Origin of the sequence: Phocaeicola salanitronis DSM 18170 (assembly GCF_000190575.1) — a bacterium.
Taxonomy (GTDB): Bacteria; Bacteroidota; Bacteroidia; order Bacteroidales; family Bacteroidaceae; genus Phocaeicola; species Phocaeicola salanitronis.
In genome coordinates this window covers 266,648-288,211 of sequence record NC_015164.1, presented here as the reverse complement: position 1 = coordinate 288,211, position 21,564 = coordinate 266,648, and the positions used below count along the sequence as shown (strand labels likewise).

Sequence of the window (21,564 nt, the reverse complement as noted above, 5' to 3'; positions counted from 1 at the left end):
CATGAAAGAGTTTAAGATAGCTGTAGCCGGTACAGGCTATGTCGGTTTAAGCATCGCCACATTGCTGAGCCAGCACCATCAGGTTACAGCTGTAGACGTTATTCCTGAAAAGGTCGACTTGATTAATCAGCGTAAATCTCCCATTCAGGATGAATATATCGAGAAATATCTCTCTGAAAAGGAACTGAACCTGACGGCTACGCTTGACGGTGCCCGGGCATATAGCGATGCAGACTTTGTCATTATCGCCGCTCCCACGAACTATGACCCGGTAAAGAATTACTTCGATACCAGCCACGTAGAAGAAGTTATTAAGCTGGTAAAAAGCGTCAATCCAAACGCTATCATGGTTATCAAAAGTACGATTCCGGTCGGTTATACAGAAAGCATACGCAAGAAAATGAATAGCGAAAACATCATTTTCTCGCCAGAGTTTCTGCGCGAAAGCAAGGCATTGTATGATAACCTCTACCCCAGCCGCATCATTGTAGGCCGTCCGGAAGGAGACAAACGTCTGGATGAAGCTGCCCATACTTTCGCAAACCTATTGCAAGAAGGAGCTATCAAAGAAAACATTGACACATTGTTCATGGGATTGACCGAAGCGGAAGCCGTAAAATTATTTGCCAACACTTACCTGGCCTTGCGGGTCAGCTATTTTAACGAATTGGATACATACGCCGAGATGAAAGGTCTTGACACACAAGCCATCATCAGCGGCGTTTGCCTCGACCCCCGCATTGGAACACATTACAACAACCCGAGTTTCGGATATGGCGGATATTGCTTGCCCAAAGATACCAAGCAGCTTCTTGCCAACTACGCAGATGTACCCGAAAATCTGATTCAGGCAATTGTAGAAAGCAATCGTACCCGAAAAGATTTCATTGCCGACCGCATCCTGCATAAAGCCGGATATTATGACTATTATAACCGGGGAGATTATAACCCGAATGAAGAACGTCAATGCATCATCGGCGTTTACCGTCTTACGATGAAATCAAATTCCGACAATTTCCGCCAAAGCAGCATTCAGGGAGTAATGAAACGCATCAAGGCAAAAGGGGCAATTGTCATCATCTATGAACCAACATTGGAAGACGGAAGCACGTTCTTCGGAAGTAAAGTTGTAAATGATTTAGAAACATTTAAGCGCCAAAGCCAGGCAATTATCGCGAACCGGTATGACTCATCTTTAGATGATGTAAAAGAAAAAGTTTATACACGGGATATTTTTCGCAGAGACTGATTCTTTGATACTCTCCATTAAATAAATATCCCCGTCATCCATGCCAAACTTTTCATTATCCTCTGAAAAGTTTGGCATTTCCATATTCCCCCATCAGAAACGATACAAAAATTCTTTCTTACACTTGGCTGTCCAAAAATAAAATTGTTATTTTGTGCGATATATAAAAATGAAACAATGAGAAAAGTTGCTTTAATTACCGGCATCACCGGTCAAGACGGGTCTTATCTGGCCGAATTCTTAATAGAAAAAGGATATGAAGTGCACGGCATTCTGCGCCGCTCCTCCTCATTCAATACAGGACGCATCGAGCATCTTTATTTAGATGAATGGGTACGCGACATGAAGAAAAGCCGCTTGGTAAACCTGCACTGGGGAGACATGACAGACTCAAGTTCGCTTATCCGCATCATCAGCGACATACATCCGACCGAGATATACAACTTGGCTGCGCAAAGCCATGTAAAGGTATCTTTCGATGTACCCGAATATACAGCAGAAGCCGATGCTATCGGCACATTACGCCTATTGGAAGCGGTACGCATCTGCGGGCTTGACAAAACTTGCCGTATTTATCAGGCATCCACATCGGAGCTGTTCGGCAAAGTACAGGAAATCCCTCAAAAAGAAACAACACCTTTCTATCCACGCTCGCCGTATGGAGTAGCTAAACAATATGGTTTCTGGATAACCAAAAACTACCGGGAAAGTTATGGTATGTTTGCAGTAAACGGCATCCTTTTCAACCATGAGAGCGAACGCCGGGGCGAGAACTTTGTAACCCGAAAAATCACATTGGCAGCAGCACGCATCAAACAAGGATTCCAAGATAAACTGTATTTAGGAAATCTTGATGCCAAACGTGACTGGGGGTATGCCAAAGATTACGTAGAATGCATGTGGCTTATCCTGCAAAACGACAAGCCTGAAGATTTTGTGATAGCAACAGGCGAAATGCATACGGTGCGCGAGTTTTGTACATTGGCATTCCATTATCTCAACATCGAATTGGAATGGCAAGGAAGCGGTGTAGATGAAAAAGGAATTGACAAGGCGACAGGACGGGTTCTTGTAGAAGTAGACCCCAAATATTTCCGCCCGTGCGAAGTAGAGCAACTCTTAGGAGACCCGACAAAAGCAAAAGAGACTTTAGGATGGAATCCTACCAAAACACCATTCCCTGAATTGGTACGCATTATGGTAGAACACGACATGCGCTTTGTAAAAAAACTGCATTTAAAAGCCGAAATGGATAAAACCGAATAAATTAGGCATGTTATAAGAAGCTGTTTTGAATTTATCGTGCGATGATTTGGGATGAGTTTTTGAGGCATTTTCGCTTCTGTGATGAGGAAGATAGCGGGCTATCTGACGAAGAACAGGAGCGGAAAGGACCAAAAAATCGCCCAAAGCACACACGAAAACGGATACATCAACCCAAGAAAAACTTTTTGGAGAAATTCAAAACAGCTTCTAAAACTAACCGATGTTTCACCACAAAGCACAAGAGGCACACGAAGACTTTTAAATAATTCCTCTGTGATACTCTGTGTTCTCTGTGGTGAATTTTTCATACAAGCTAATTATTAAACAAGAATCAAAAGCAAAATCATGTTAGATAAATCAGCGAAAATATACGTGGCAGGACATCACGGACTGGTGGGGTCTGCCATTTGGAATAACCTCCAGCAAAGAGGATATGTCAACTTAACAGGCAGAAGCCACAAAGAGCTGGACTTGTTGGACAATGCCGCCGTAAAACGGTTCTTTGACGAAGAACAGCCCGATGCAGTTGTATTGGCAGCCGCACACGTAGGAGGTATTATGGCTAACTTGCAATACCGTGCTGACTTTATTTACCAAAACCTGCAGATACAACAAAACGTCATCGGCGAAAGCTTCCGCCACAATGTGAAAAAATTACTTTTTTTAGGAAGCACTTGCATCTATCCGCGTGAAGCGCCTCAACCGATGAAAGAAGAAGTCCTCCTCACATCCCCCTTAGAATATACCAACGAACCGTATGCCATCGCCAAAATAGCCGGATTGAAAATGTGTGAAAGCTTTAACTTGCAATATGGCACCAACTACATTGCGGTAATGCCCACCAATCTATACGGACCGAATGACAATTTCCATCTGGAAAACAGCCATGTCCTTCCGGCAATGATCCGAAAAATCCATCTGGCAAAATGCCTGAACGAAAACAACTGGGATGCCGTACGCAAAGACATCGACCTGCGCCCGGTAGAAGGAGTGAACGGAAGCAACAGCAACGAAGAAATCTTAGCGAAACTGGCAAAATTCGGCATCACGCCCGAAGCGGTCACACTATGGGGTACAGGAAAACCACTGCGCGAGTTCCTATGGAGTGAAGAAATGGCAGATGCCAGCGTACATGTATTGCTGAATGTCGACTTTAAAGATACCTACAAAGAAGGAGACAAGGAAATACGCAACTGCCATATCAACGTAGGTACAGGCAAAGAGTTGAGCATCAAGGAACTTGCCGGGAAAATCATGAAAGAAATCGGATTTAAAGGCGAACTGCGTTGGGATGCATCGAAACCTGACGGCACATTACGCAAATTAACCGATGTAAGCAAACTGCACAACTTAGGATGGCATCACAAAATCGAAATAGATGAAGGCATCCACCGCTTATATGAATGGTATATGAAAGGAATCTGCATCAATCATCAGACTGTATGAAAAAGCTCTTATCACTTCCCCCTAATTTAGTAACGTGTTTTCACGACATCACTCATACCGACCCAAAAGAATGGTTTTGTACTTCTGACCCTATTGACAGCAAACTAGGTTCGGGAGGAGGAACAACATGGCTGTTGCAAGCATGCCGGAATGAAGAGAAGCATTCAGAAACTACTCATCGGATAACGGATGACTTGGCAACTTGGACGGGAAACGAAAAACGTATCCTATTACATGCCGGCGGACAAAGCCGAAGGCTTCCTGCCTACGCACCTTCAGGCAAGATTCTGACCCCTATCCCTGTATTCCGCTGGGGACGCGGACAACGGCTGACACAGAATCTTCTTTCACTTCAGATTCCTTTATACGAAGAAATCATGCAAAAAGCTCCCGAAAGCCTGCACACACTCATTGCCAGCGGAGATGTGTATATCCGCACGTCAAAAGCATTGCAGGACATACCCGAAGCAGATGTTGTTTGCTACGGATTATGGGTAGACCCACAATTGGCAAAGAACCACGGTGTCTTCGTATCCTCACGCAAGAATCCGGAGCAATTAGACTTCATGTTGCAAAAGCCCAGCGTAGAACTGTTAGGCAAACTGATGCAAGATTATCTTTTCCTGATGGATATAGGTATCTGGCTTTTAAGCGACCGTGCCATTGAGTTATTAATCAAACATTCCGTCAATGAAAACGGTGAAATTACGTATTATGATTTGTATTCTGATTTTGGACGTGCATTAGGCGCACATCCCCAAATAGAAGATGCGGAACTGAACCAGCTTACCGTAGCCATACTTCCGCTGCCGGGAGGTGAATTCCATCACTATGGAACCAGCCGCGAAATGATTTCATCAACATTGGCCATTCAAAACTGCGTGATAGACCAGCGGATGATTATGCACAAGAAAGTCAAACCGCATCCTGCCATTTTCGTCCAGAATGCAATCACCCACTATACATTCACTCCCGAAAATTCTGAAGTATGGATTGAAAACAGCTGTATCGCATCAGACTGGAAACTGAACGCCCGAAACATCATCACTGGAGTTCCTGAGAACAACTGGGCACTCAATGTCCCTACAGGATGCTGCATAGATGTTGTACCGATTGGCGAAACCGATTATGTAGCCCGCCCATACGGATTCAACGATGCATTCCGTGGAGCATTGGACAAGGAAGACACACTATACCAAGAAATGCCCGTCACAGACTGGCTTGCCCAGCGAGGTTTGGATGCGGGACAAATCATACACAGTGAAGACTTACAAGCCGCACGGCTATTCCCGATTTGCCATACCAAAGACGAGTTGGAAAAAGTCTTGCGCTGGATGACAAGCGAACCTGAGCTACAAACCGGTAAAACCATTTGGATGCAAGCACAAAAGCTATCAGCAGACGAGATATCAGCATACGCCAATTTACGGCGTCTGGCAAGCCAGCGTGAAGAATTCCGTAAATACAATTGGAACGCATTGGCTGATAACTACGAAAAAAGCATATTCTACCAACTCAATCTACAGGAAGCAGCAGAAGAATTTACAAAGTTCCGCCTGCCTCTCCCTCACCCCTTACCCGACTCTGCTCCACTAATGACCCGCATTAGTGACGCAATGTTCCGGGCACAAACACTTCAATTAAAAGAAGGAAAATTCACGAACGAAGTCAAACGTGAAGAAGATACTGCCTTTCGGCTGATGCGCGAAGGGCTGACATCAACGGTCAAACATAAGCAATCACCCCGTTTATCGGTTTATGCAGACCAAATTGTGTGGGGACGCAGCCCCGTACGTATAGACCTTGCCGGAGGCTGGACCGATACACCGCCTTATAGCTTAATGGAAGGCGGGAATGTGGTCAACATCGCTATCGAACTAAACGGACAACCGCCGCTTCAAGTTTACGTAAAGCCTTCGAACGCTTATCGCATCACCCTTCGTTCCATTGATTTAGGAGCGATGGAAACTGTTACGACATACGAAGAACTGCATCAGTTCAACCAAGTAGGGTCTCCTTTCTCTATTCCCAAGGCAGCTTTAGTGCTGGCAGGATTCCACCCCGATTTCTCTACCGAACATTTCAGTTCACTGGAAAAACAATTACAGGCTTTTGGCTCGGGAATCGAAGTCACTTTGCTATCCGCCATACCGGCAGGCTCCGGATTGGGAACCAGTTCCATTCTTGCATCTACCGTATTGGGAGCAGTCAACGACTTTTGTGGACTGAATTGGGATAAACAGGAAATAGGAAGCCGGACTTTAATATTAGAACAACTGCTTACTACCGGAGGCGGTTGGCAAGACCAATACGGAGGCGTTTTACAAGGCGTGAAATTGCTCCAGACACAACCTGGCTGGAATCAAGAACCGATGGTACGTTGGTTGCCCGAACATCTCTTCACCAATGATGAATACCGGAAATGCCATTTATTATATTATACAGGCATTACGCGGACAGCCAAAAGCATTTTGGCGGAAATCGTCCGTAGCATGTTCTTAAATTCGACCGAACATCTACAGCTATTAGGTGAAATGAAACAACATGCACTTAATTTGTACGATGCAATCCTACGCAATAATTTCGAAGAGACCGGACGGCTGATACGCAAGACCTGGCAGCAAAACCAATTGCTTGACGCAGGCACTAATCCTAAAGCAATAGCGGAATTAACAAAAAGAATAGATGACCTCTGTTTAGGCTACAAACTCCCCGGAGCTGGCGGAGGCGGATACCTGTACATGGTAGCCAAAGACCCGGAAGCAGCTTTACGAATCCGGAAAATACTCGTGCAAAATCCTCCAAACGACCGAGCCCGTTTCGTAGAAATGACTTTGTCAAACAAAGGTTTGGAAGTAAGCAGAAGTTAGCATCCGGTTGACAAGCAACTCATCAACAATATACATCTATGAAACCGAAAATAAAACTAGTGCAGACAAGCGATGGAACAAATTACCTTGTTCCATTCATTTTAATAACCACGCTTTTCTTTCTATGGGGATTTGCCCATAGCATCTTAGACGTATTGAACAAACACTTTCAAGACGCTTTGAGCATCTCAAAAACCCATTCGGCATTGATACAAGCTGTAGTCTACGGCGGCTATTTTCTAATGGCAATGCCTGCCGGTGAGATTATCCGGCGTTGCGGATACCGAACCGGTGTCGTAACAGGTTTGCTATTATATGGGACAGGCGCTTTGATGTTCATCCCCGGCGAACAAATCATGTCGTTTCCTTTTTTCTTGCTCTCGCTGTTTATTATCGGATGTGGACTGACTTGCCTGGAAACGGCAGCCAATCCGTATGTAACGGTTTTGGGAGAGAAAGAGTCTGCCGAACGCCGGATTAATTTAGCGCAGTCATTCAACGGATTAGGCTGGATATGCGGCCCTTTGATTGGTGGTTTGTTTATCTTTACTGCCAATGAAAAAGAAAGCAGTGTCGCTATGCCTTATGCCATTATCGGCACACTTGTATTATTGGCAGCTATTCTGTTCTCACGCATCCATTTGCCGGAAATTAAAGCTGAAGACCCTGCCGCCGTTGCACGAACAGGTACCAAACGCTCTTTATGGAGCCACGGGAATTTTGTATTCGGGCTGATTGCCCTGTTTTTCTATGTAGCCGCTCAGACCGGCATTAATAGTTTCTTTATCAATTATGTAACGGAACACGGTTCCATCTCTCCCCGCGAAGCAGCGCTATGGCTTTCGTTTGCAGGAATGGGATTATTTATGGCAGGAAGAATGGCAGGAAGCTGGGCAATGGGGTTTATCCGTTCCGAACGCTTATTAGCCTGTGTATCCATAGGCGGTATTCTCTCTATGTCAATCGTCATGGCTGGCTTGGGAACCGTGTCAATAAGCGCTTTCTTCTTCTGTTTTCTCTGTGAATCAATCATGTTCCCCACCATCTTCGCTTTAGCCATACGGGGAGTAGGCGGACATACCAAACGAGCCTCATCCTATCTGATTATGAGTATCGTAGGTGGAGCGGTCGCCCCTATCATTATGGGTTACATAGCCGATACGGTGAACACTGCCACCGGCTTTATCGTCCCCCTGCTATGTTTTATAATTATCGCCGCATACGCTTTCTATCTGTTACGCCAACGCCGCCATACTGACTTTGCCGGATGAGTTGCTTCATTACAGATACGATTAGTAATCGTATAGCCTAACGATTACTAATCGTACAGCATGACGATTACTAATCGTGTCGAAAATGCAGTTAGTCTCATTGAAATGCAAGCCGGCTTTCGAACCGGCTTGCATGATGCCATCAGTTCACAAATACCTTATTAAAATAAACTTCAAATAATGCCCGAGCTTCTTCTAATTGTTCGGGCGTATTCTGTTTTACAGAATTCAATTGATAACTTAAGCCCATTGCTTCATACTTATGCACCCCCAAGGTATGATAAGGCAAAATCTCCACACGCTCTATCATCCGATAGTCTTTAAAATGTTTGCCCAATGCCTCAATATCCTCACGGAAAGCACTATATCCTTGCACTAACACATACCGCAACCAAAACGGTTTCTCATTGGCTTCCAACCAGGCAGCTGTCTGAAGAGTCTGCTCATTGCTGCGCAAAGTAAGCAAGTGATGACGCTCATCATTGAATTCTTTCACATCGAGCAATACCAAATCAGCAAGCGTAAACAAATCCTTTACGCTTTCATTCCAAACACTTCCATTCGTATCCACACAGATATGAATGCCTGCTTCTTTCAGCATACGGAACAAAGGTATTAAGGCTTTCGCCTGAATCGTAGGCTCCCCTCCGCTGAATGTAATGCCTCCTTTCTTTCCGAAGAAAGGCTTTTGGCTGACCGCCATACGCAGAATATCTTCGGGAGCGGTATTTTTACCCTCCCCCTTGCAGTCGATAGTATCGGGATTGGCACAATACAAACAGCGGAAATTGCATCCCTGCAGAAACACAACCAGCCGGATGCCCGGTCCGTCATACGTGCCTAACGATTCGTATGAATGTACTCTTATCATAATTCTATTTTTTTGATTCAAACGTAAAGACACAAACGCAGAGAATCCAAAATGAATCTCTGCGTTTGTATATCTCTGCATTCAACTCATTATGTTACATCCGCTCATGGAAGCTACGTGAAATAACTTCCAACTGATGCTCGCGGCTTAACTTGATGAAATTTACAGCATAACCGGATACACGGATAGTCAGCTGCGGGTATTTCTCCGGATGTACCATTGCGTCTTCCAGCATTTCACGGTTCAATACATTTACATTCAAATGATGCGCACCTTTTACAAAATAACCGTCCATCAGCGTAACCAGATTTTCAATGCGGCTCTCACGGTCTACACCTAACGACTTCGGCACAATAGAAAACGTATTGCTGATGCCATCTTGTGAATCGCGGTAGCGCAATTTTGCCACCGAACTCAACGAAGCGACCGCACCGTTCTTATCACGTCCATGCATCGGATTGGCGCCCGGAGCAAAAGCCACACCTTTAGCACGCCCGTCGGGAGTTGCTCCGGTTTTCTTTCCATACATTACATTCGAAGTAATCGTAAGAATGGACAATGTAGGCTTCGCATGTTTGTAAACCGGAAGTTTTTTCAACTCTTCATCAAAATAATAAATCAGGTCTACAGCCAAATGGTCTACCCGGTCATCATCGTTTCCGAAACAAGGGAATTCGCCTTCGATATCGAAACCTTCTGTCAAACCGATGTCATTACGGCGTGCTTTTACTTTGGCGTATTTGATAGCAGAAAGCGAATCGACAGCTATAGACATGCCTGCCACGCCGTAAGCCAAGTTGATTTCAGGATTCGTATCGACAAACGCCATTTGCGCTTTTTCATAATAATACTTGTCGTGCATGTAATGGATAATGTTCATCGCATCGTTATACACGCGCGCCATTTCTTTCAGCACTTTCTTGTAATTGGCAAGCACTTCCTCGAAATTCAATTCATCGCTGCTCAATACGGGAATGCCTTTCACCATTACCGTACCGGTATTCTCGCACCGCCCGCCATTGATAGCAAGCAAAAGCGCTTTTGCCAAATTGCAACGTGCCCCGAAGAATTGGATATGTCTGCCTATATCCTGATAAGACACACAGCACGCGATTCCGTAGTCATCCGACCCACGTACCTCACGCATCAAATCATCGTTTTCATATTGGATAGAAGAAGTATCGATAGATACCTGGGCACAGAAATCCTTAAAGCCTTCGGGCAATTGAGGACTCCACAATACCGTCAAGTTCGGTTCGGGTGAAGGGCCTAAATTATACAACGTCTGCAAGAAGCGGAACGAAGTCTTCGTAACCTTCATCCGTCCATCATTAAAACGTCCGCCAATAGATTCAGTCACCCAAGTCGGATCTCCGGCAAAAATATCGGTATATGCCTGCATACGCAAGTGACGCACCATACGCAATTTTATCACGAACTGATCTATCAATTCCTGCGCATGGAGCTCATCCAGTTTCCCGTGCGCCATATCGTATTCGATGTATATATCAAGAAACGAAGACACATTGCCCAACGACATTGCCGCACCGTCCTGTTCTTTCACCGCAGCCAGGTAAGCCATATATACCCATTGCACCGCTTCCTGAGCGGTTTCAGCCGGACGGCTCAAATCGAGACCGTATTGTTCACCCAATGTCTTGATTTCTTTCAAAGCCTTAATCTGCTCTGCCACCTCTTCACGCAGACGAATCCGTTCATCGGTCATCGGACTGGTCAAATGGCGCAAATCATCCTGTTTAGCCTCAATCAGTCTGTCAAGACCATACAATGCCAAACGGCGGTAATCACCGATAATGCGCCCGCGTGCATAATTATCGGGCAACCCGGTAAGGAAACCCAGCGAACGGAATGAACGGATTTCATCGGTATAGGCATCAAACACACCGTCATTATGCGTCTTGCGATAATGCGTAAATATATCTTTTACTTTCGGGTCTACTTCCACACCATTCTCCCGACATGCCTTCTCCACCACTTTAATTCCACCAAAGGGCTTAATGGCACGACGCAACAATTCATCAGTCTGCAAACCGACAATCACTTCATTTTCTTTATCAATGTATCCTGGCGCAAACGAAGTAATAGTAGAAACGGTAGAAGAATCAAGTGAACGTACGCCTCCGTTAGCCCGTTCTTCCGCAAGAGCCTCTAAGCATTTGTTCCACACTGCTTTCGTACGTTCAGTAGGACCTGTCAGAAAAGAAGCGTCGCCTTCGTAAGGGGTAATGTTTGTTTTCACGAAATCGGTAACGTTGATTTCATACTTCCAATGTCCTTCTTTGAAATTCATCATACACAAAAAAATTTAAGTGGTTTAATACTGATTTAAAAAATGAGGCGCAAAGGTACGGAAAATATAAATACGACACAATACTTTTACGGAGTATATTACTAAATTGTACTTGTTACAATTCCGGATTTGCTTTACCTCATTTACCCTTATAACAATCAACAAGGCAATAAGTTCACACAGGCAACCTTAAATATCGGAATTAGCTCCATTCTAACATGAATCTTTTCAAATTTTTCCGTAGCGATATAAATGTTTTACTATCAGAAAAATGCGTTTCACGAAATGAATATAGTCAGAAAAAAGTTACAAAAAGTAAGGTAAAAGTTTGCACAAGTCAAAAAGTCACCCTATATTTGCACCGCGTTTAAGAAAAGCGTATCTCCAAAACGAAATCGAAAGACTGGAAGTTTGGGTGAGTGGCTGAAACCAGCAGTTTGCTAAACTGCCGTACGGATTTCCCGTACCGGGGGTTCGAATCCCCCAGCTTCCGCTGTTCTTTCTATAAAGATTATATGGCGCTTTCGTCTAGTGGCCTAGGACGCGGCCCTCTCACGGCTGAAACACGGGTTCGATTCCCGTATGCGCTACAATCAGCTTATTGGAAGTTTGGGTGAGTGGCTGAAACCAGCAGTTTGCTAAACTGCCGTACGGATTTCCCGTACCGGGGGTTCGAATCCCCCAGCTTCCGCAAGCAATTCAAAAAAGCAGAAAATCCCTATTTAAATTTTACAATTTTCGCCATTACAGGAAAGATAGCTAACCGGATAGTGCCGTTGTTTATCTTTGTGCTATATCCCGTACTCCATACAAAAAAGCCGGCTAACCCGCAATGAATTAGCCGACTGTTACACAATCCTTTTTATCAAATAAAAGCTTGCTTAAATTTTGCCAAGGCTTATTTTGAGAACGCCCTTTCGTTTTTATAGCCAAGGCTTTACAATCTCTTCAGTTCTGTCCCAAAGTTCTTTCATCTGCACATGATGCACATATTTATCCGAAAGCGGTTTGGCGTGGCAACTTACGTTCAGCGTTCCGGTCCGTTTGCCCGCTTCTTCGTCCAACAACAAGTGAACGGCTGTAGCAGCCCCTTTCCGCGGAGTACGTATAAAAGGACGGAAAAGAATATCCGTCAAGGGGTCAAACCACATGTGCATCGTAATGATATCGGTTGATACAATGCCTGGATCGGCCGCATTAACAACGATTCCCTTCTCGCGCACCCGATTGGCAAGGTCGATTGTGAAAAGCGTCAGTGCCAGCTTGGTATTGCTATAAATAGGAATGCGCCAGAACGCCCCTTTCTTCCCTTTGGTGAAAAAATCGGGAAAATCCAACCGCCCAATGGCATAGGTACACGATACCATATTCACAATGCGGCTCCCCTCTTTCATCAAGGGGAGCAGTTTGCGCGTCAAGAGATAAGGACCTACATAGTTCACACTCACCGTACGCTCCAACCCGTTTTCGGTAATGTGCCTGCCCGTTTCCATCGTTCCGGCATCGTTCATCAACAAGCAGATCGGAACACCTTCTGCCAATAACCGCTCGGCAAAAGCCGAGACAGAAGCTAGCGAAGCCAAATCAAGTTCCCGGATTTCAAGTTGCAAACCATTTTGTTCCTGAAGCAACATCCGGCGCACTTCTTCCGCTTTCCGGGGACGGCAACTTGCCATTATCACCCGATAGCCTGCCATAGCCACCGCACGGGTTATCTCCCTGCCCATACCTCCATCGGCACCGGTAACAACCGCTAATTTCCGTTCATTTTCCATATCTACGCCTGTCTTTTCTCGATTCGCTCTATTTCCTTCTTCAGACACGGAGGCAATTCTTCCTTTAAATGCTGATGGCATGCCATTTCAATGGAATACATACGCGCAATGCAATAATTACTGTGCTTACAACCGCTGCGGGCATTCTCTTCCTCCCGCATACGGTTCACAAATCCCGGCTCATTCAGCAAAGCACGCGCCATCTGTACGGCTTCGAAACCGCAGTCAAGCACCTCATCTATTTTCTCACGCGATACCAAACCGCCTACATATACCAACGGCATCTTGATTTCCTTCCGGAACTTCAATGCATCTTCCAAGAAATAAGCCTCTTTGAAAGGCACGCTGGGAATCATCCACTTGCCTACCATGCGTACACCATACTTCAGCCACCAGCAATCCATGTAATGCGTCATACTCCGTATAGGCATCTCGCCACGCATCACATACATCGGAGCCTTGCTTACAAATCCTCCGCTCAACACCAACGCATGCGCGCCCGACTGCTCCAAACGTTTTGCCACCTGCAACGTTTCGTCCAATTCCATGCCTCCCTTGAATCCGTCGCGCATGTTCATCTTGACCAAAACCGCCATGTCATTGCCTGCCGCTTTCATCACTTCTTCCATCACCATATCCATAAAACGCATCCGGTTTTGAAGCGAACCGCCGTACTCATCTTTCCGATGGTTGGTAGAAGGAGAAAGGAACTGGCTAATCAGATAGCCATGCCCCGCATGAATCTCTACCGCATCAAAACCAGCTTCACGGGCCAGATTGACCGAACGCCCGTAAGCACGTGCCATTTCAGGCAACTCATCCGCACGAAGCCCGCGCACAAAAGTCGGCGAATACAAATTGAATCCGCTGCTGGCTCCTACAGGCATGCACCCGCAGATGCTTTTATGCGACATGTTTCCGCAATGCCCCAACTGAATGCCGGCCGCAGCCCCTTCCTTATGCACCGCATCGGTCAGCTCGCGTAAACCCGGAACGATTTCAGGACGCATCCACAACTGACGGTCGAAAGACAAACCGCTTTGCGTAACGGCAGCATACGCCACCGTAGTCATCCCTATTCCTCCTGCAGCTACAGACCGATGATAATCCAGCAACATCTGCGAAGGTTTATTCCCCGGACACATACTCTCGAATGCAGCCGAACGGATGGTACGGTTCCGCAAGGTCAACGGTCCCAACGTGACCGGAGTAAACAATTTCGAATCTTTCATTGTATAATAATTTACTACTATCAATATATATAAGGTATAATTCGTTTCCGTTTTCCTACTGCCTCAGCGCCAAACTCATCGCAATATTTATGATAAATGGCATTTGCGCGAGGAACCAAATTTGCCGCAGTCCACCAAACAAATACCCATGCGGCAGGCGAAGCCGTAAGAACAGCAAATCCCGTCCATTCTATCAGTTCACCCAAATAATTGGCAGAAGTCACATACCGGTACATCCCTCTCTGCGGAAGATAATGACGGGTATCGCCGGGCTTGCGCAAATTCCGGACAACACTATCGGAATGCAAGTTAATGCCCATCCCGATAAAGAACAAAGCAAGTCCGATCAAGGCATGCGGCTCCAGCAGATAGCCCAGCCCGATACCCGTAGGCACGCCCTCGTTAAAATAGAAAAGCCCTCCGGCCTGCATCATCCCGTTCAATACATTGAATACAATGCCCATAGCCATAATAGCCACCGGCATCCTGCTCTTCCCTTTCATCAAAAACGGAAAAACGAACGAACGCTGGAAATAATGCAATAAGAAAAGCAACAAAAACAAGAATTGAGGGAAGGCAACCCCTATCCCGCTATATGCCCACAAGACGAGCAACACAATAAATACGGGTGACTCCATGAGCACCCATCCCACTTTATTATTGACAGACAATCCCCATGAAGGCGTCCGAAAAATGCCATACCCGGCTTTCACGAAATAAAGGGCGACAAATACAATCAAGGCTATGCCAGACATCACCCACAAGAAAAGATGAAAAGTTTCCTGCTCCATGTTTCCCAAACTTTTAACGGGGGCTAAAGATACATCAAAACCTTGAAATAAAGTACGGATTTATGGAAAAACCCACAAAATCATACAAATAAACAAGTTTTATACAATGAATGTCCGCATTTTACCAATAACTTGTAGGGGCAGGGTTTGCCTGCCCGAAAACATCCACGTGGACACATACGGGCGCGGCGAACCCCGCTCCTACGTTGGCTAATTTCGGACATTCATTAAACAAAAAGCCTTCCCAGGTGTAACCAATACAACCGGAAAGGCAAAATAAATGTTTATAAAAGCAAATTATCAGAAGCGAACCATCATTTCTATTACCAATTTATCTTGTTCCGACTCCAATGCGAACGCATCATCATCATAGAAATATTTTTCATAATTCAAACGGAGGTCTGCCTGAAACGGTTTTCCGAAGCTAAACGTCAAGCCGCCTGTAATACGTTTACGCTCATAATCGGTTATGATATAATCGATTCCATCTTCATCCAATTCATCACTGTTATTCCCCATGTAGTCGAAACGCGCCAAAAATGAGACTTTCTTTATCAGGCTCTTCTCTTTCTTGATAAAATAATCATAATTAACGAACGCGTCTACCGCCCACACGCTCTTGAAATCGGAATGCGCATAGTCCTTATACATCCCTTCCACTTCAAAGTGCCAATTGTTCCATTCGTAATACGTACCGAGGTCATACATATAAATATTCCGGTCGAAAGGGCGGATGCGCTGCGTGCTCAAGGTCAAGTTGTATCCCTTGAACGGCATTAATTCCAACTTGGCTGAATAGGAAAGCGCCTTGTGCCATCCCTTCTGCTCGGTCAATCCGGACCCGCTGAACAATCCTGCCTCGATAGCAAAAGGGAAGCTCTCTTTCATTGAATATTTCAACGTGGCACCCGCATCGCGCAAGCTTCCCATCTGCTTGGCAATGAACGAACGGTTTGCGAAATATTGCAAATGGGGAGAACGGTGCGCATCGATGGTAAAAGGCACACGCATTTGCCCGATGGTGACATCAAAACCTTTAAATGGAGTAACCCTTGCATAGGCATCCAGCATCTTGATAACCCCCTCATCGCAAAGGTCTATTTCAGCTTTATAACTCACGATAGGAAGCACCTTGCCCGTAGCGCTTACACGCGCATTACGCACCTGAAAGCGTTGTGCGTTTGTTGAAGTCTGATATTCGTACTTTCCACGCACTGTACCGTGAATCTCGGGAACCGCATCTTTCCAACTAAAATCTTGAGCACCGACAGATGCTACAGAGAGCGCCAACAACAGCGCAGAGAGATATTTTTTCATTTGTCTCTTCATTTTTAACTTGTGCAAAGGTAAAGGACAAAGGTAAACTATTTATGTCAAACATGTTACAAACATGTTACATTTTATTAAGAGCCTGTTTTGAAATGTGCTCGGACTTAGAGCCTGTTTAAATTTTCCAATAAAGTAATATTCTATCAGGTTCTTTTGCGTTTGTTTCCGGTCTGTTTTCCCGATTTTATTCGTCAGATAGCCCGCTATCTTCCTCATAAAGTCAGAAAAACATCCTCGAAAACAATTCGCAAAATTAACCTGAGCAAAATTTAAACAGGCTCTTAGAGCCTGTCGTTTAAATATATGTTTAAAGATTGTGTTACATAACAATACCAGTTTCCCGGTCTACATTGTTCGTGACCTTGGTTCCTGCATGGTGTTTCTTTCCCACACTGAAATCCCATGACAGAGTGAGCAGGAACATGTTCCCGTTATCCTTTATGAAGGACCAAGTTTCTTTCCGTACCTCATTGCTCAGCAATTTCGTGCCACCGCTCCATCCTTTGGACTTAAAAGGATAAAGCATACCGGCACCCACATTGAAGTGCTTGATTTTGTATGAACATTGAAGCATACAGTTTTTCTCACCGTAACTAACCGTTTCACCGAACAAGGTGTTATAACGGCTGGAGACAACCGCATAAGCCGAGAACTTTTTATAAGTGAATGACAAATTGCCGCCACCATACCATGCGTTGAAGGTATGCAAATAGGAATTTCCTTTCGACTCGTATCTGTTCACACCACCATAGAGACTGAGCGAAAGCATATCAGGAACAATGTCCACATTGGCATAGAGCTGCCCGTTCAACCTTGAAAAACGGTCTTGGTTATCCACACCATATTCGAACAGATAGCTGCCGTCCTGCTGTGATACCCTGCTTACCTCTTCCATGATTGGATTCTTGCTGAAATAATAGCCTCCTTTCAGCTGCAAGTCCACCCATTTGTTTCCCCATGAAAGCTGAAGCGTATTGCTGTATGAGCGGTATGGATTCAGATTGGGATTACCACGGTTGACCTCTATATCCGTAAGCTGCTGGCGGATGTCACTGAGTGATGACAACGACGGCACATTCGGCGTGCTGGAAAACACGTATTTAAGAGTCGCTCCTTCAAACAGTTTGTAGGATAATGAAACCGAAGGGCGGAACATATAGAACGAATACCCTTTTCCGGATTCATCATAGCTTTGCCTTGAAAGGCCTACGCCCAACAGGTAGCTTAGTTTCTTCCATTTCCCATTTACCTGCACATAACCGTACAAGTCCGAACTGTGCATCCCATCCGTCTGCTTTACGTCACCCTTGTACTTATTATTGGTGTATGCCAGCGTGTATTTCAACCCGCCGCTTAAAGCCACGTTCTTGAAGTTTTTCCTGTAAATACCTTCACCAATCAATGAGTATCTTTTTCCATCCGTACTGTAGATGTATTCAGAATATGGAGCGCCTCCTTCGCTGAGTGCTTCATTGTAGTTCCGTTCAAAGTCGGAACTGATATAGGTTCCTACCACATCCAGCATGAGTTCCTGTTTCTTGGGTAGCGACACCTTTCCATACAGGTCCAATGAAGGAGAATTGGAACTATTGATTTTCTTTGTAAAACTATAGATGTCGTTTTTGCCTTCCTCCCGAATAATCTGACCGTAATCGTTATGGGGAGAACGGAAAATATTGTCCGTGAAAGAGGCATTGAATACATACCTTTCCGGTTTGGTCAGATTATAATTCAACTCCAAGTAATGGTCGGCGTAATTGAAAGGAGTAGTTATGCCTTTCAGATAACGGTTACGGTTTCCGTCCGGAAGGCTGAAAGACTGGTTCTCATCCACAAAACGGTCATTATAGTCACGATAGCTCACATAGTAGTTGAAACCGAACTCCGACAGCTTATGATTGACCTTGATATACACATTGTCATTGCCAAAACCGGTCGTAACGGCATTGGTCAGATTGAATCCTCCCGCAACGCCCGACTCTCTGCGCCTTACTACATAGTTGATAACGGCGTCCACATCCGTATTGGCATACTGCATATCCGGATTGTCAATGTATTCCACCCTCAGTACCTCGTCCGGTCTCAGAGCCTGAACCTGTGCGGTGGATGCTTCAATATCGTTGATTCTTAACTGCACACGTCCTCCGCTTACGGTTGAAATGCTCCTTTCCATACTGTTCACCTTCAGCCCCGGAAGCTGCATGTGGCTCAGCAACTCATAACCGGACGTAGCCGCTTTAATCTGCCTAGATGAAGGGATGACAATCTGTCTGTCTATTTTTTCCACCACATTACTGCCTGTTACCGTTACGCCTTTTAAAGCCACGGCGTCCTGCACCAACCGGATATCTCCTAAGTTTATTTTCCTGTCCAGATTTTCTAATAGTATGGACTGCGGCTGGTAGCCTATGTATGAAACCTGCAACAGGTAGCTTCGGGAAGATAAATCTTTCAGGATAAAATTTCCTTTATCATCCGATGTGGCTCCTGAAACAAATACCGAATCCGGCAATGACAGCAACACCACATTGGCGTAGGGCAACGGCTGGCTGTCCTCATCAATCAATTTTCCACTTATGGTTTGTGCCGATACCCCAACTGAAATAAGTGTACAAACCAATATTAATAACATTCTGATAGTTTTCATTTTTACAGTCTTAATCAATTTACATACGGCTCTTTTGGCTGTCTCCGGCTCCCGTTCCCTTGTATTTGCTCTTGGCTGCATTAAGTTTGTAACGGATTGTCACCACAAACTCCTGTCTGTCCCATACGCTTTTTTGATACAGATAATAGTCGCCGCTATACATGCTATAGCTTATCTTATTCGTATTGAAAATGTCATTGCCTCTCAATTCAACGCTCAAAGCATCATTCAGAAAACTCTTTCTGAGCGACACGTTCACATACCCGTTCGGTTTCTCAAAATAAATATTCTGTGTCGCACCCGGGCTCTGTATGTATGAATCAAGGCTCACCATGAAATCTAAAGGCAACTCCCAAGTATTATTGAATGAAGCGGTAAATATGGGATTGTCCAAGTTTTTCGATTCTTTGAAATAATCGACAACCAGCCACTGTTTCTGCATTCCAACACCCAGCATAGGAGACCAGCACCCGATTTTAGGAGTGACCGACAAAAATGTGGCAAACATGGGAACAGACTTATCCCAGTTGCGTTGACTTAGCATGGTCAGTGAAGCATCTTCATTTACCAGTTCTCCCCAATTAAGAATCCAGTCCTTTGTCTGAGAGTAGGACAATGACATTTGCAGGAATCTCCAAGCGGCGGACAGTGTCAGGTCGTGTATGATGGTAGGGCGAAGAGCCGGATTGCCTTTTTGGAGGGTAAAACGGTCTGAATAAAACACATTGTTACTCAACTCACTGTAAGTCGGTCTTTGAGTTTTTGCCGTATAGCTCAACTGAGCCTGCACTTTTCCTAATTGAGTTGAGAATGAAATATTCGGAAAGAAGTTATCGAATGTACGGCTTTGCTCGTCAATATGCCTGCCGTCTTCGTAATAGTCAAACTTGACATGCTCATACCTCAACCCAAGCGACCAGTCGCCCCACGGAAAACTGCGGTTATACTCCGCATATCCGGCAGCATTGAGTTCCTCAATCTTGCTGAATGAAGACGGCACGTAGTTTTCTTCGTTTATATAGTCGTCATTTCTATGGGTATAGGTTACTTCACTGCCCACGGCAAAAGCACCTCCACCCAATGGGAGTGACAAAGTCAGCTTTCCTGCCACAAGCCGGTTCTTTACATGATTGGCAGAATGGACATCACGGCTTTCCGAAGTCTGACTGGTTTCCTGAAATACGGAGTTGCTACGCTTGCCATTCTGAAGATAATCGGCGTTGAAGTCAAGATTCACATCTCCAAATTGTCCGTTATAGTATGCGTTTAATTCATGGTCGGGATTATAATCATAGCAATCGTAACTGTTTACCTTTATGTTGTCATAGAATACATTGTCAACATTTATATCGGTTTCTTTAGAAAGCGGATTTTCTTCATTCAGAGTCCTTCCTGCCTTATATTTCATACCAAAAGCATGATTGTCATTCAACTGATAATTGAATCCGATATTGCCGTTTAGCATCTTTGAATAAAACTCACCATTGCTCTTCATATCATGATTCCACACCTTTGTACCTCTTTCTTCCAGTTTCAGACTGAAATCCTGCCAGCTTTCCATTTGGTTGTAATATATAGAACCGAAAATATCCAAATTATCATGCCGGTAATTGAAGTTTGCCTGTTCTATCAAATCCGTATTCTTCGACTGATAATAGCTGGAGCGCAAGTTGAACCCGAAACCGTCCCCCTGACGTTTCACTGTCCGGATGCGAACCACTGCCTTTACTGTCGCATCATATCTCGATCCGGGATTACGGATAACTTCAACATTCTTGATATCATTGGAGTTTAGCTGTTCAAGTTCAGACAGATCATGCAGCTTTCTACCGTTTATATATATAAGAGGTGTTCCTTTCCCGAAAACCTCAAAAGCATCCTGCTTTTTGGTAATACTCGGTATTTTGGCCAGCACATCATTGGCAGAGCCAGCCTTACTCAACACGCTATTCTCCACATTTGTCACCATAGCATCACCCTTCATGCGTGTCACAGGTAAATTACCTTTAACAACAACTTCATTCAACAATTGTGCATCCGATTCGAGTTGCACGATACCGATATTGGCAGGAGATACTGGTCTGTACACCGTTTTATACCCTATGGAAGATATTTTCACTATCTGGTTCTCCGATGTGGCTTCCAGTGTGAAAGCCCCGTCTTCCTCGCTGATGGTTCCACTTACAAACGCCAAATCCGGTAGTGAGAGCAGTACCACATTGGCGTAGGGCAACGGTTTACCATTTTCTTCAACCAACTTTCCTGATATCGTTTGTGAGTTGGCTGTCAATGATGTAGCAACAAACAATGCTAAGAAAAAGAATCTCATAATCATGTATCTATTTTGCGTTAATTTTTCTGTCGCAAAAATAGATACGAATCTAATTATAACGATAAAAATGATATAGATACGGAATAGACAAGCACGATGAAGATGAAATTTATAAAACAATATAAATCAATGTTCTACAAAGCGTATCAATCTTCCTGTATAGACAAATGCAAT

13 protein-coding genes and 3 tRNA genes are annotated in these 21,564 nt (G+C 44.7%); 8 read left to right on the top strand and 8 right to left on the bottom strand.

Features of this window, described 5'->3' with window-relative positions; all coding sequences use genetic code 11:
* Nucleotide 1: 1 nt before the first annotated feature.
* From BACSA_RS01240 to BACSA_RS01215, 5 genes are all read left to right on the top strand, one after another.
* Nucleotides 2–1,249, top strand: coding sequence for a nucleotide sugar dehydrogenase (locus BACSA_RS01240; protein ID WP_013616310.1), 1,248 nt, complete (start codon nucleotides 2–4; stop codon nucleotides 1,247–1,249).
* A 177-nt stretch (nucleotides 1,250–1,426) separates the two neighbouring features.
* Nucleotides 1,427–2,515 carry a GDP-mannose 4,6-dehydratase gene (gene gmd, locus BACSA_RS01235; RefSeq protein WP_013616309.1) on the top strand — a complete coding sequence of 363 codons (1,089 nt, stop codon included), beginning with the start codon at nucleotides 1,427–1,429 and terminating at the stop codon, nucleotides 2,513–2,515.
* Nucleotides 2,516–2,860: 345 nt separating this feature from the next.
* Complete coding sequence (locus BACSA_RS01225) at nucleotides 2,861–3,961, top strand: GDP-L-fucose synthase family protein (RefSeq protein ID WP_013616308.1); 1,101 nt, start codon at nucleotides 2,861–2,863, stop codon at nucleotides 3,959–3,961.
* A complete protein-coding gene (locus BACSA_RS01220; RefSeq protein ID WP_013616307.1) occupies nucleotides 3,958–6,831 on the top strand; it encodes a bifunctional fucokinase/fucose-1-phosphate guanylyltransferase in 2,874 nt (957 codons plus the stop codon). The genes BACSA_RS01225 and BACSA_RS01220 overlap by 4 nt, the downstream gene beginning before the upstream one ends.
* Nucleotides 6,832–6,869: 38 nt before the next feature.
* Nucleotides 6,870–8,102, top strand: a complete 1,233-nt coding sequence (locus BACSA_RS01215) for a sugar MFS transporter (protein WP_013616306.1) — start codon at nucleotides 6,870–6,872, stop codon at nucleotides 8,100–8,102.
* A gap of 142 nt (nucleotides 8,103–8,244) precedes the next feature.
* On the opposite strand, the gene pflA is transcribed toward BACSA_RS01215, so the two are convergent.
* Together pflA and pflB are read right to left on the bottom strand one after the other, a co-directional pair.
* Nucleotides 8,245–8,973, bottom strand: a complete 729-nt coding sequence (gene pflA, locus BACSA_RS01210; RefSeq protein WP_013616305.1) for a pyruvate formate-lyase-activating protein — start codon at nucleotides 8,971–8,973, stop codon at nucleotides 8,245–8,247.
* A 94-nt stretch (nucleotides 8,974–9,067) separates the two neighbouring features.
* A complete protein-coding gene (pflB, locus tag BACSA_RS01205) occupies nucleotides 9,068–11,287 on the bottom strand; it encodes a formate C-acetyltransferase (protein ID WP_013616304.1) in 2,220 nt (739 codons plus the stop codon).
* A gap of 402 nt (nucleotides 11,288–11,689) precedes the next feature.
* Here pflB and BACSA_RS01200 point away from each other — a divergent pair.
* The 3 genes from BACSA_RS01200 to BACSA_RS01190 all read left to right on the top strand — a co-directional run bounded on the left by BACSA_RS01200 (nucleotide 11,690) and on the right by BACSA_RS01190 (nucleotide 11,975).
* A tRNA-Ser gene (locus BACSA_RS01200) sits at nucleotides 11,690–11,777 on the top strand.
* A 24-nt stretch (nucleotides 11,778–11,801) separates the two neighbouring features.
* Nucleotides 11,802–11,874, top strand: a tRNA-Glu gene (locus tag BACSA_RS01195).
* A gap of 13 nt (nucleotides 11,875–11,887) precedes the next feature.
* Nucleotides 11,888–11,975 (top strand) — tRNA-Ser (locus BACSA_RS01190).
* Between the two features lie 232 nt (nucleotides 11,976–12,207).
* Here BACSA_RS01190 and BACSA_RS01185 read toward each other — a convergent pair.
* The 6 genes from BACSA_RS01185 to BACSA_RS01155 form a co-directional block, all read right to left on the bottom strand.
* Nucleotides 12,208–13,059, bottom strand: coding sequence for an SDR family oxidoreductase (locus BACSA_RS01185; RefSeq protein ID WP_013616303.1), 852 nt, complete (start codon nucleotides 13,057–13,059; stop codon nucleotides 12,208–12,210).
* A 2-nt stretch (nucleotides 13,060–13,061) separates the two neighbouring features.
* Complete coding sequence (locus BACSA_RS01180; RefSeq protein WP_013616302.1) at nucleotides 13,062–14,291, bottom strand: NADH:flavin oxidoreductase; 1,230 nt, start codon at nucleotides 14,289–14,291, stop codon at nucleotides 13,062–13,064.
* 20 nt (nucleotides 14,292–14,311) lie between these two features.
* Entirely contained in the window at nucleotides 14,312–15,082 is a 771-nt protein-coding gene (locus BACSA_RS01175) for a DUF1295 domain-containing protein (RefSeq protein WP_013616301.1), read from the bottom strand.
* Between the two features lie 300 nt (nucleotides 15,083–15,382).
* Complete coding sequence (locus tag BACSA_RS01170) at nucleotides 15,383–16,399, bottom strand: porin (protein ID WP_013616300.1); 1,017 nt, start codon at nucleotides 16,397–16,399, stop codon at nucleotides 15,383–15,385.
* 331 nt (nucleotides 16,400–16,730) lie between these two features.
* On the bottom strand, nucleotides 16,731–19,058 hold the full coding sequence (locus tag BACSA_RS01160) for a TonB-dependent receptor (protein WP_144005163.1): 2,328 nt from the start codon (nucleotides 19,056–19,058) through the stop codon (nucleotides 16,731–16,733).
* A 19-nt stretch (nucleotides 19,059–19,077) separates the two neighbouring features.
* Complete coding sequence (locus tag BACSA_RS01155) at nucleotides 19,078–21,387, bottom strand: outer membrane beta-barrel family protein (protein ID WP_052306013.1); 2,310 nt, start codon at nucleotides 21,385–21,387, stop codon at nucleotides 19,078–19,080.
* Nucleotides 21,388–21,564 lie beyond the last annotated feature (177 nt).

Excerpts from the sequence above, each read along its gene's own strand:
- BACSA_RS01160 (WP_144005163.1), bottom strand. The coding sequence starts at position 19,058 with ATGAAAACTATCAGAATGTTATTAATATTGGTTTGTACACTTATTTCA.
- BACSA_RS01225 (WP_013616308.1), top strand. The coding sequence starts at position 2,861 with ATGTTAGATAAATCAGCGAAAATATACGTGGCAGGACATCACGGACTG.
- pflA (WP_013616305.1), bottom strand. The coding sequence starts at position 8,973 with ATGATAAGAGTACATTCATACGAATCGTTAGGCACGTATGACGGACCG.
- pflB (WP_013616304.1), bottom strand. The coding sequence starts at position 11,287 with ATGATGAATTTCAAAGAAGGACATTGGAAGTATGAAATCAACGTTACC.
- BACSA_RS01240 (WP_013616310.1), top strand. The coding sequence starts at position 2 with ATGAAAGAGTTTAAGATAGCTGTAGCCGGTACAGGCTATGTCGGTTTA.
- BACSA_RS01185 (WP_013616303.1), bottom strand. The coding sequence starts at position 13,059 with ATGGAAAATGAACGGAAATTAGCGGTTGTTACCGGTGCCGATGGAGGT.
- BACSA_RS01155 (WP_052306013.1), bottom strand. The coding sequence starts at position 21,387 with ATGAGATTCTTTTTCTTAGCATTGTTTGTTGCTACATCATTGACAGCC.
- BACSA_RS01220 (WP_013616307.1), top strand. The coding sequence starts at position 3,958 with ATGAAAAAGCTCTTATCACTTCCCCCTAATTTAGTAACGTGTTTTCAC.
- gmd (WP_013616309.1), top strand. The coding sequence starts at position 1,427 with ATGAGAAAAGTTGCTTTAATTACCGGCATCACCGGTCAAGACGGGTCT.
- BACSA_RS01215 (WP_013616306.1), top strand. The coding sequence starts at position 6,870 with ATGAAACCGAAAATAAAACTAGTGCAGACAAGCGATGGAACAAATTAC.
- BACSA_RS01180 (WP_013616302.1), bottom strand. The coding sequence starts at position 14,291 with ATGAAAGATTCGAAATTGTTTACTCCGGTCACGTTGGGACCGTTGACC.
- BACSA_RS01170 (WP_013616300.1), bottom strand. The coding sequence starts at position 16,399 with ATGAAAAAATATCTCTCTGCGCTGTTGTTGGCGCTCTCTGTAGCATCT.
- BACSA_RS01175 (WP_013616301.1), bottom strand. The coding sequence starts at position 15,082 with ATGGAGCAGGAAACTTTTCATCTTTTCTTGTGGGTGATGTCTGGCATA.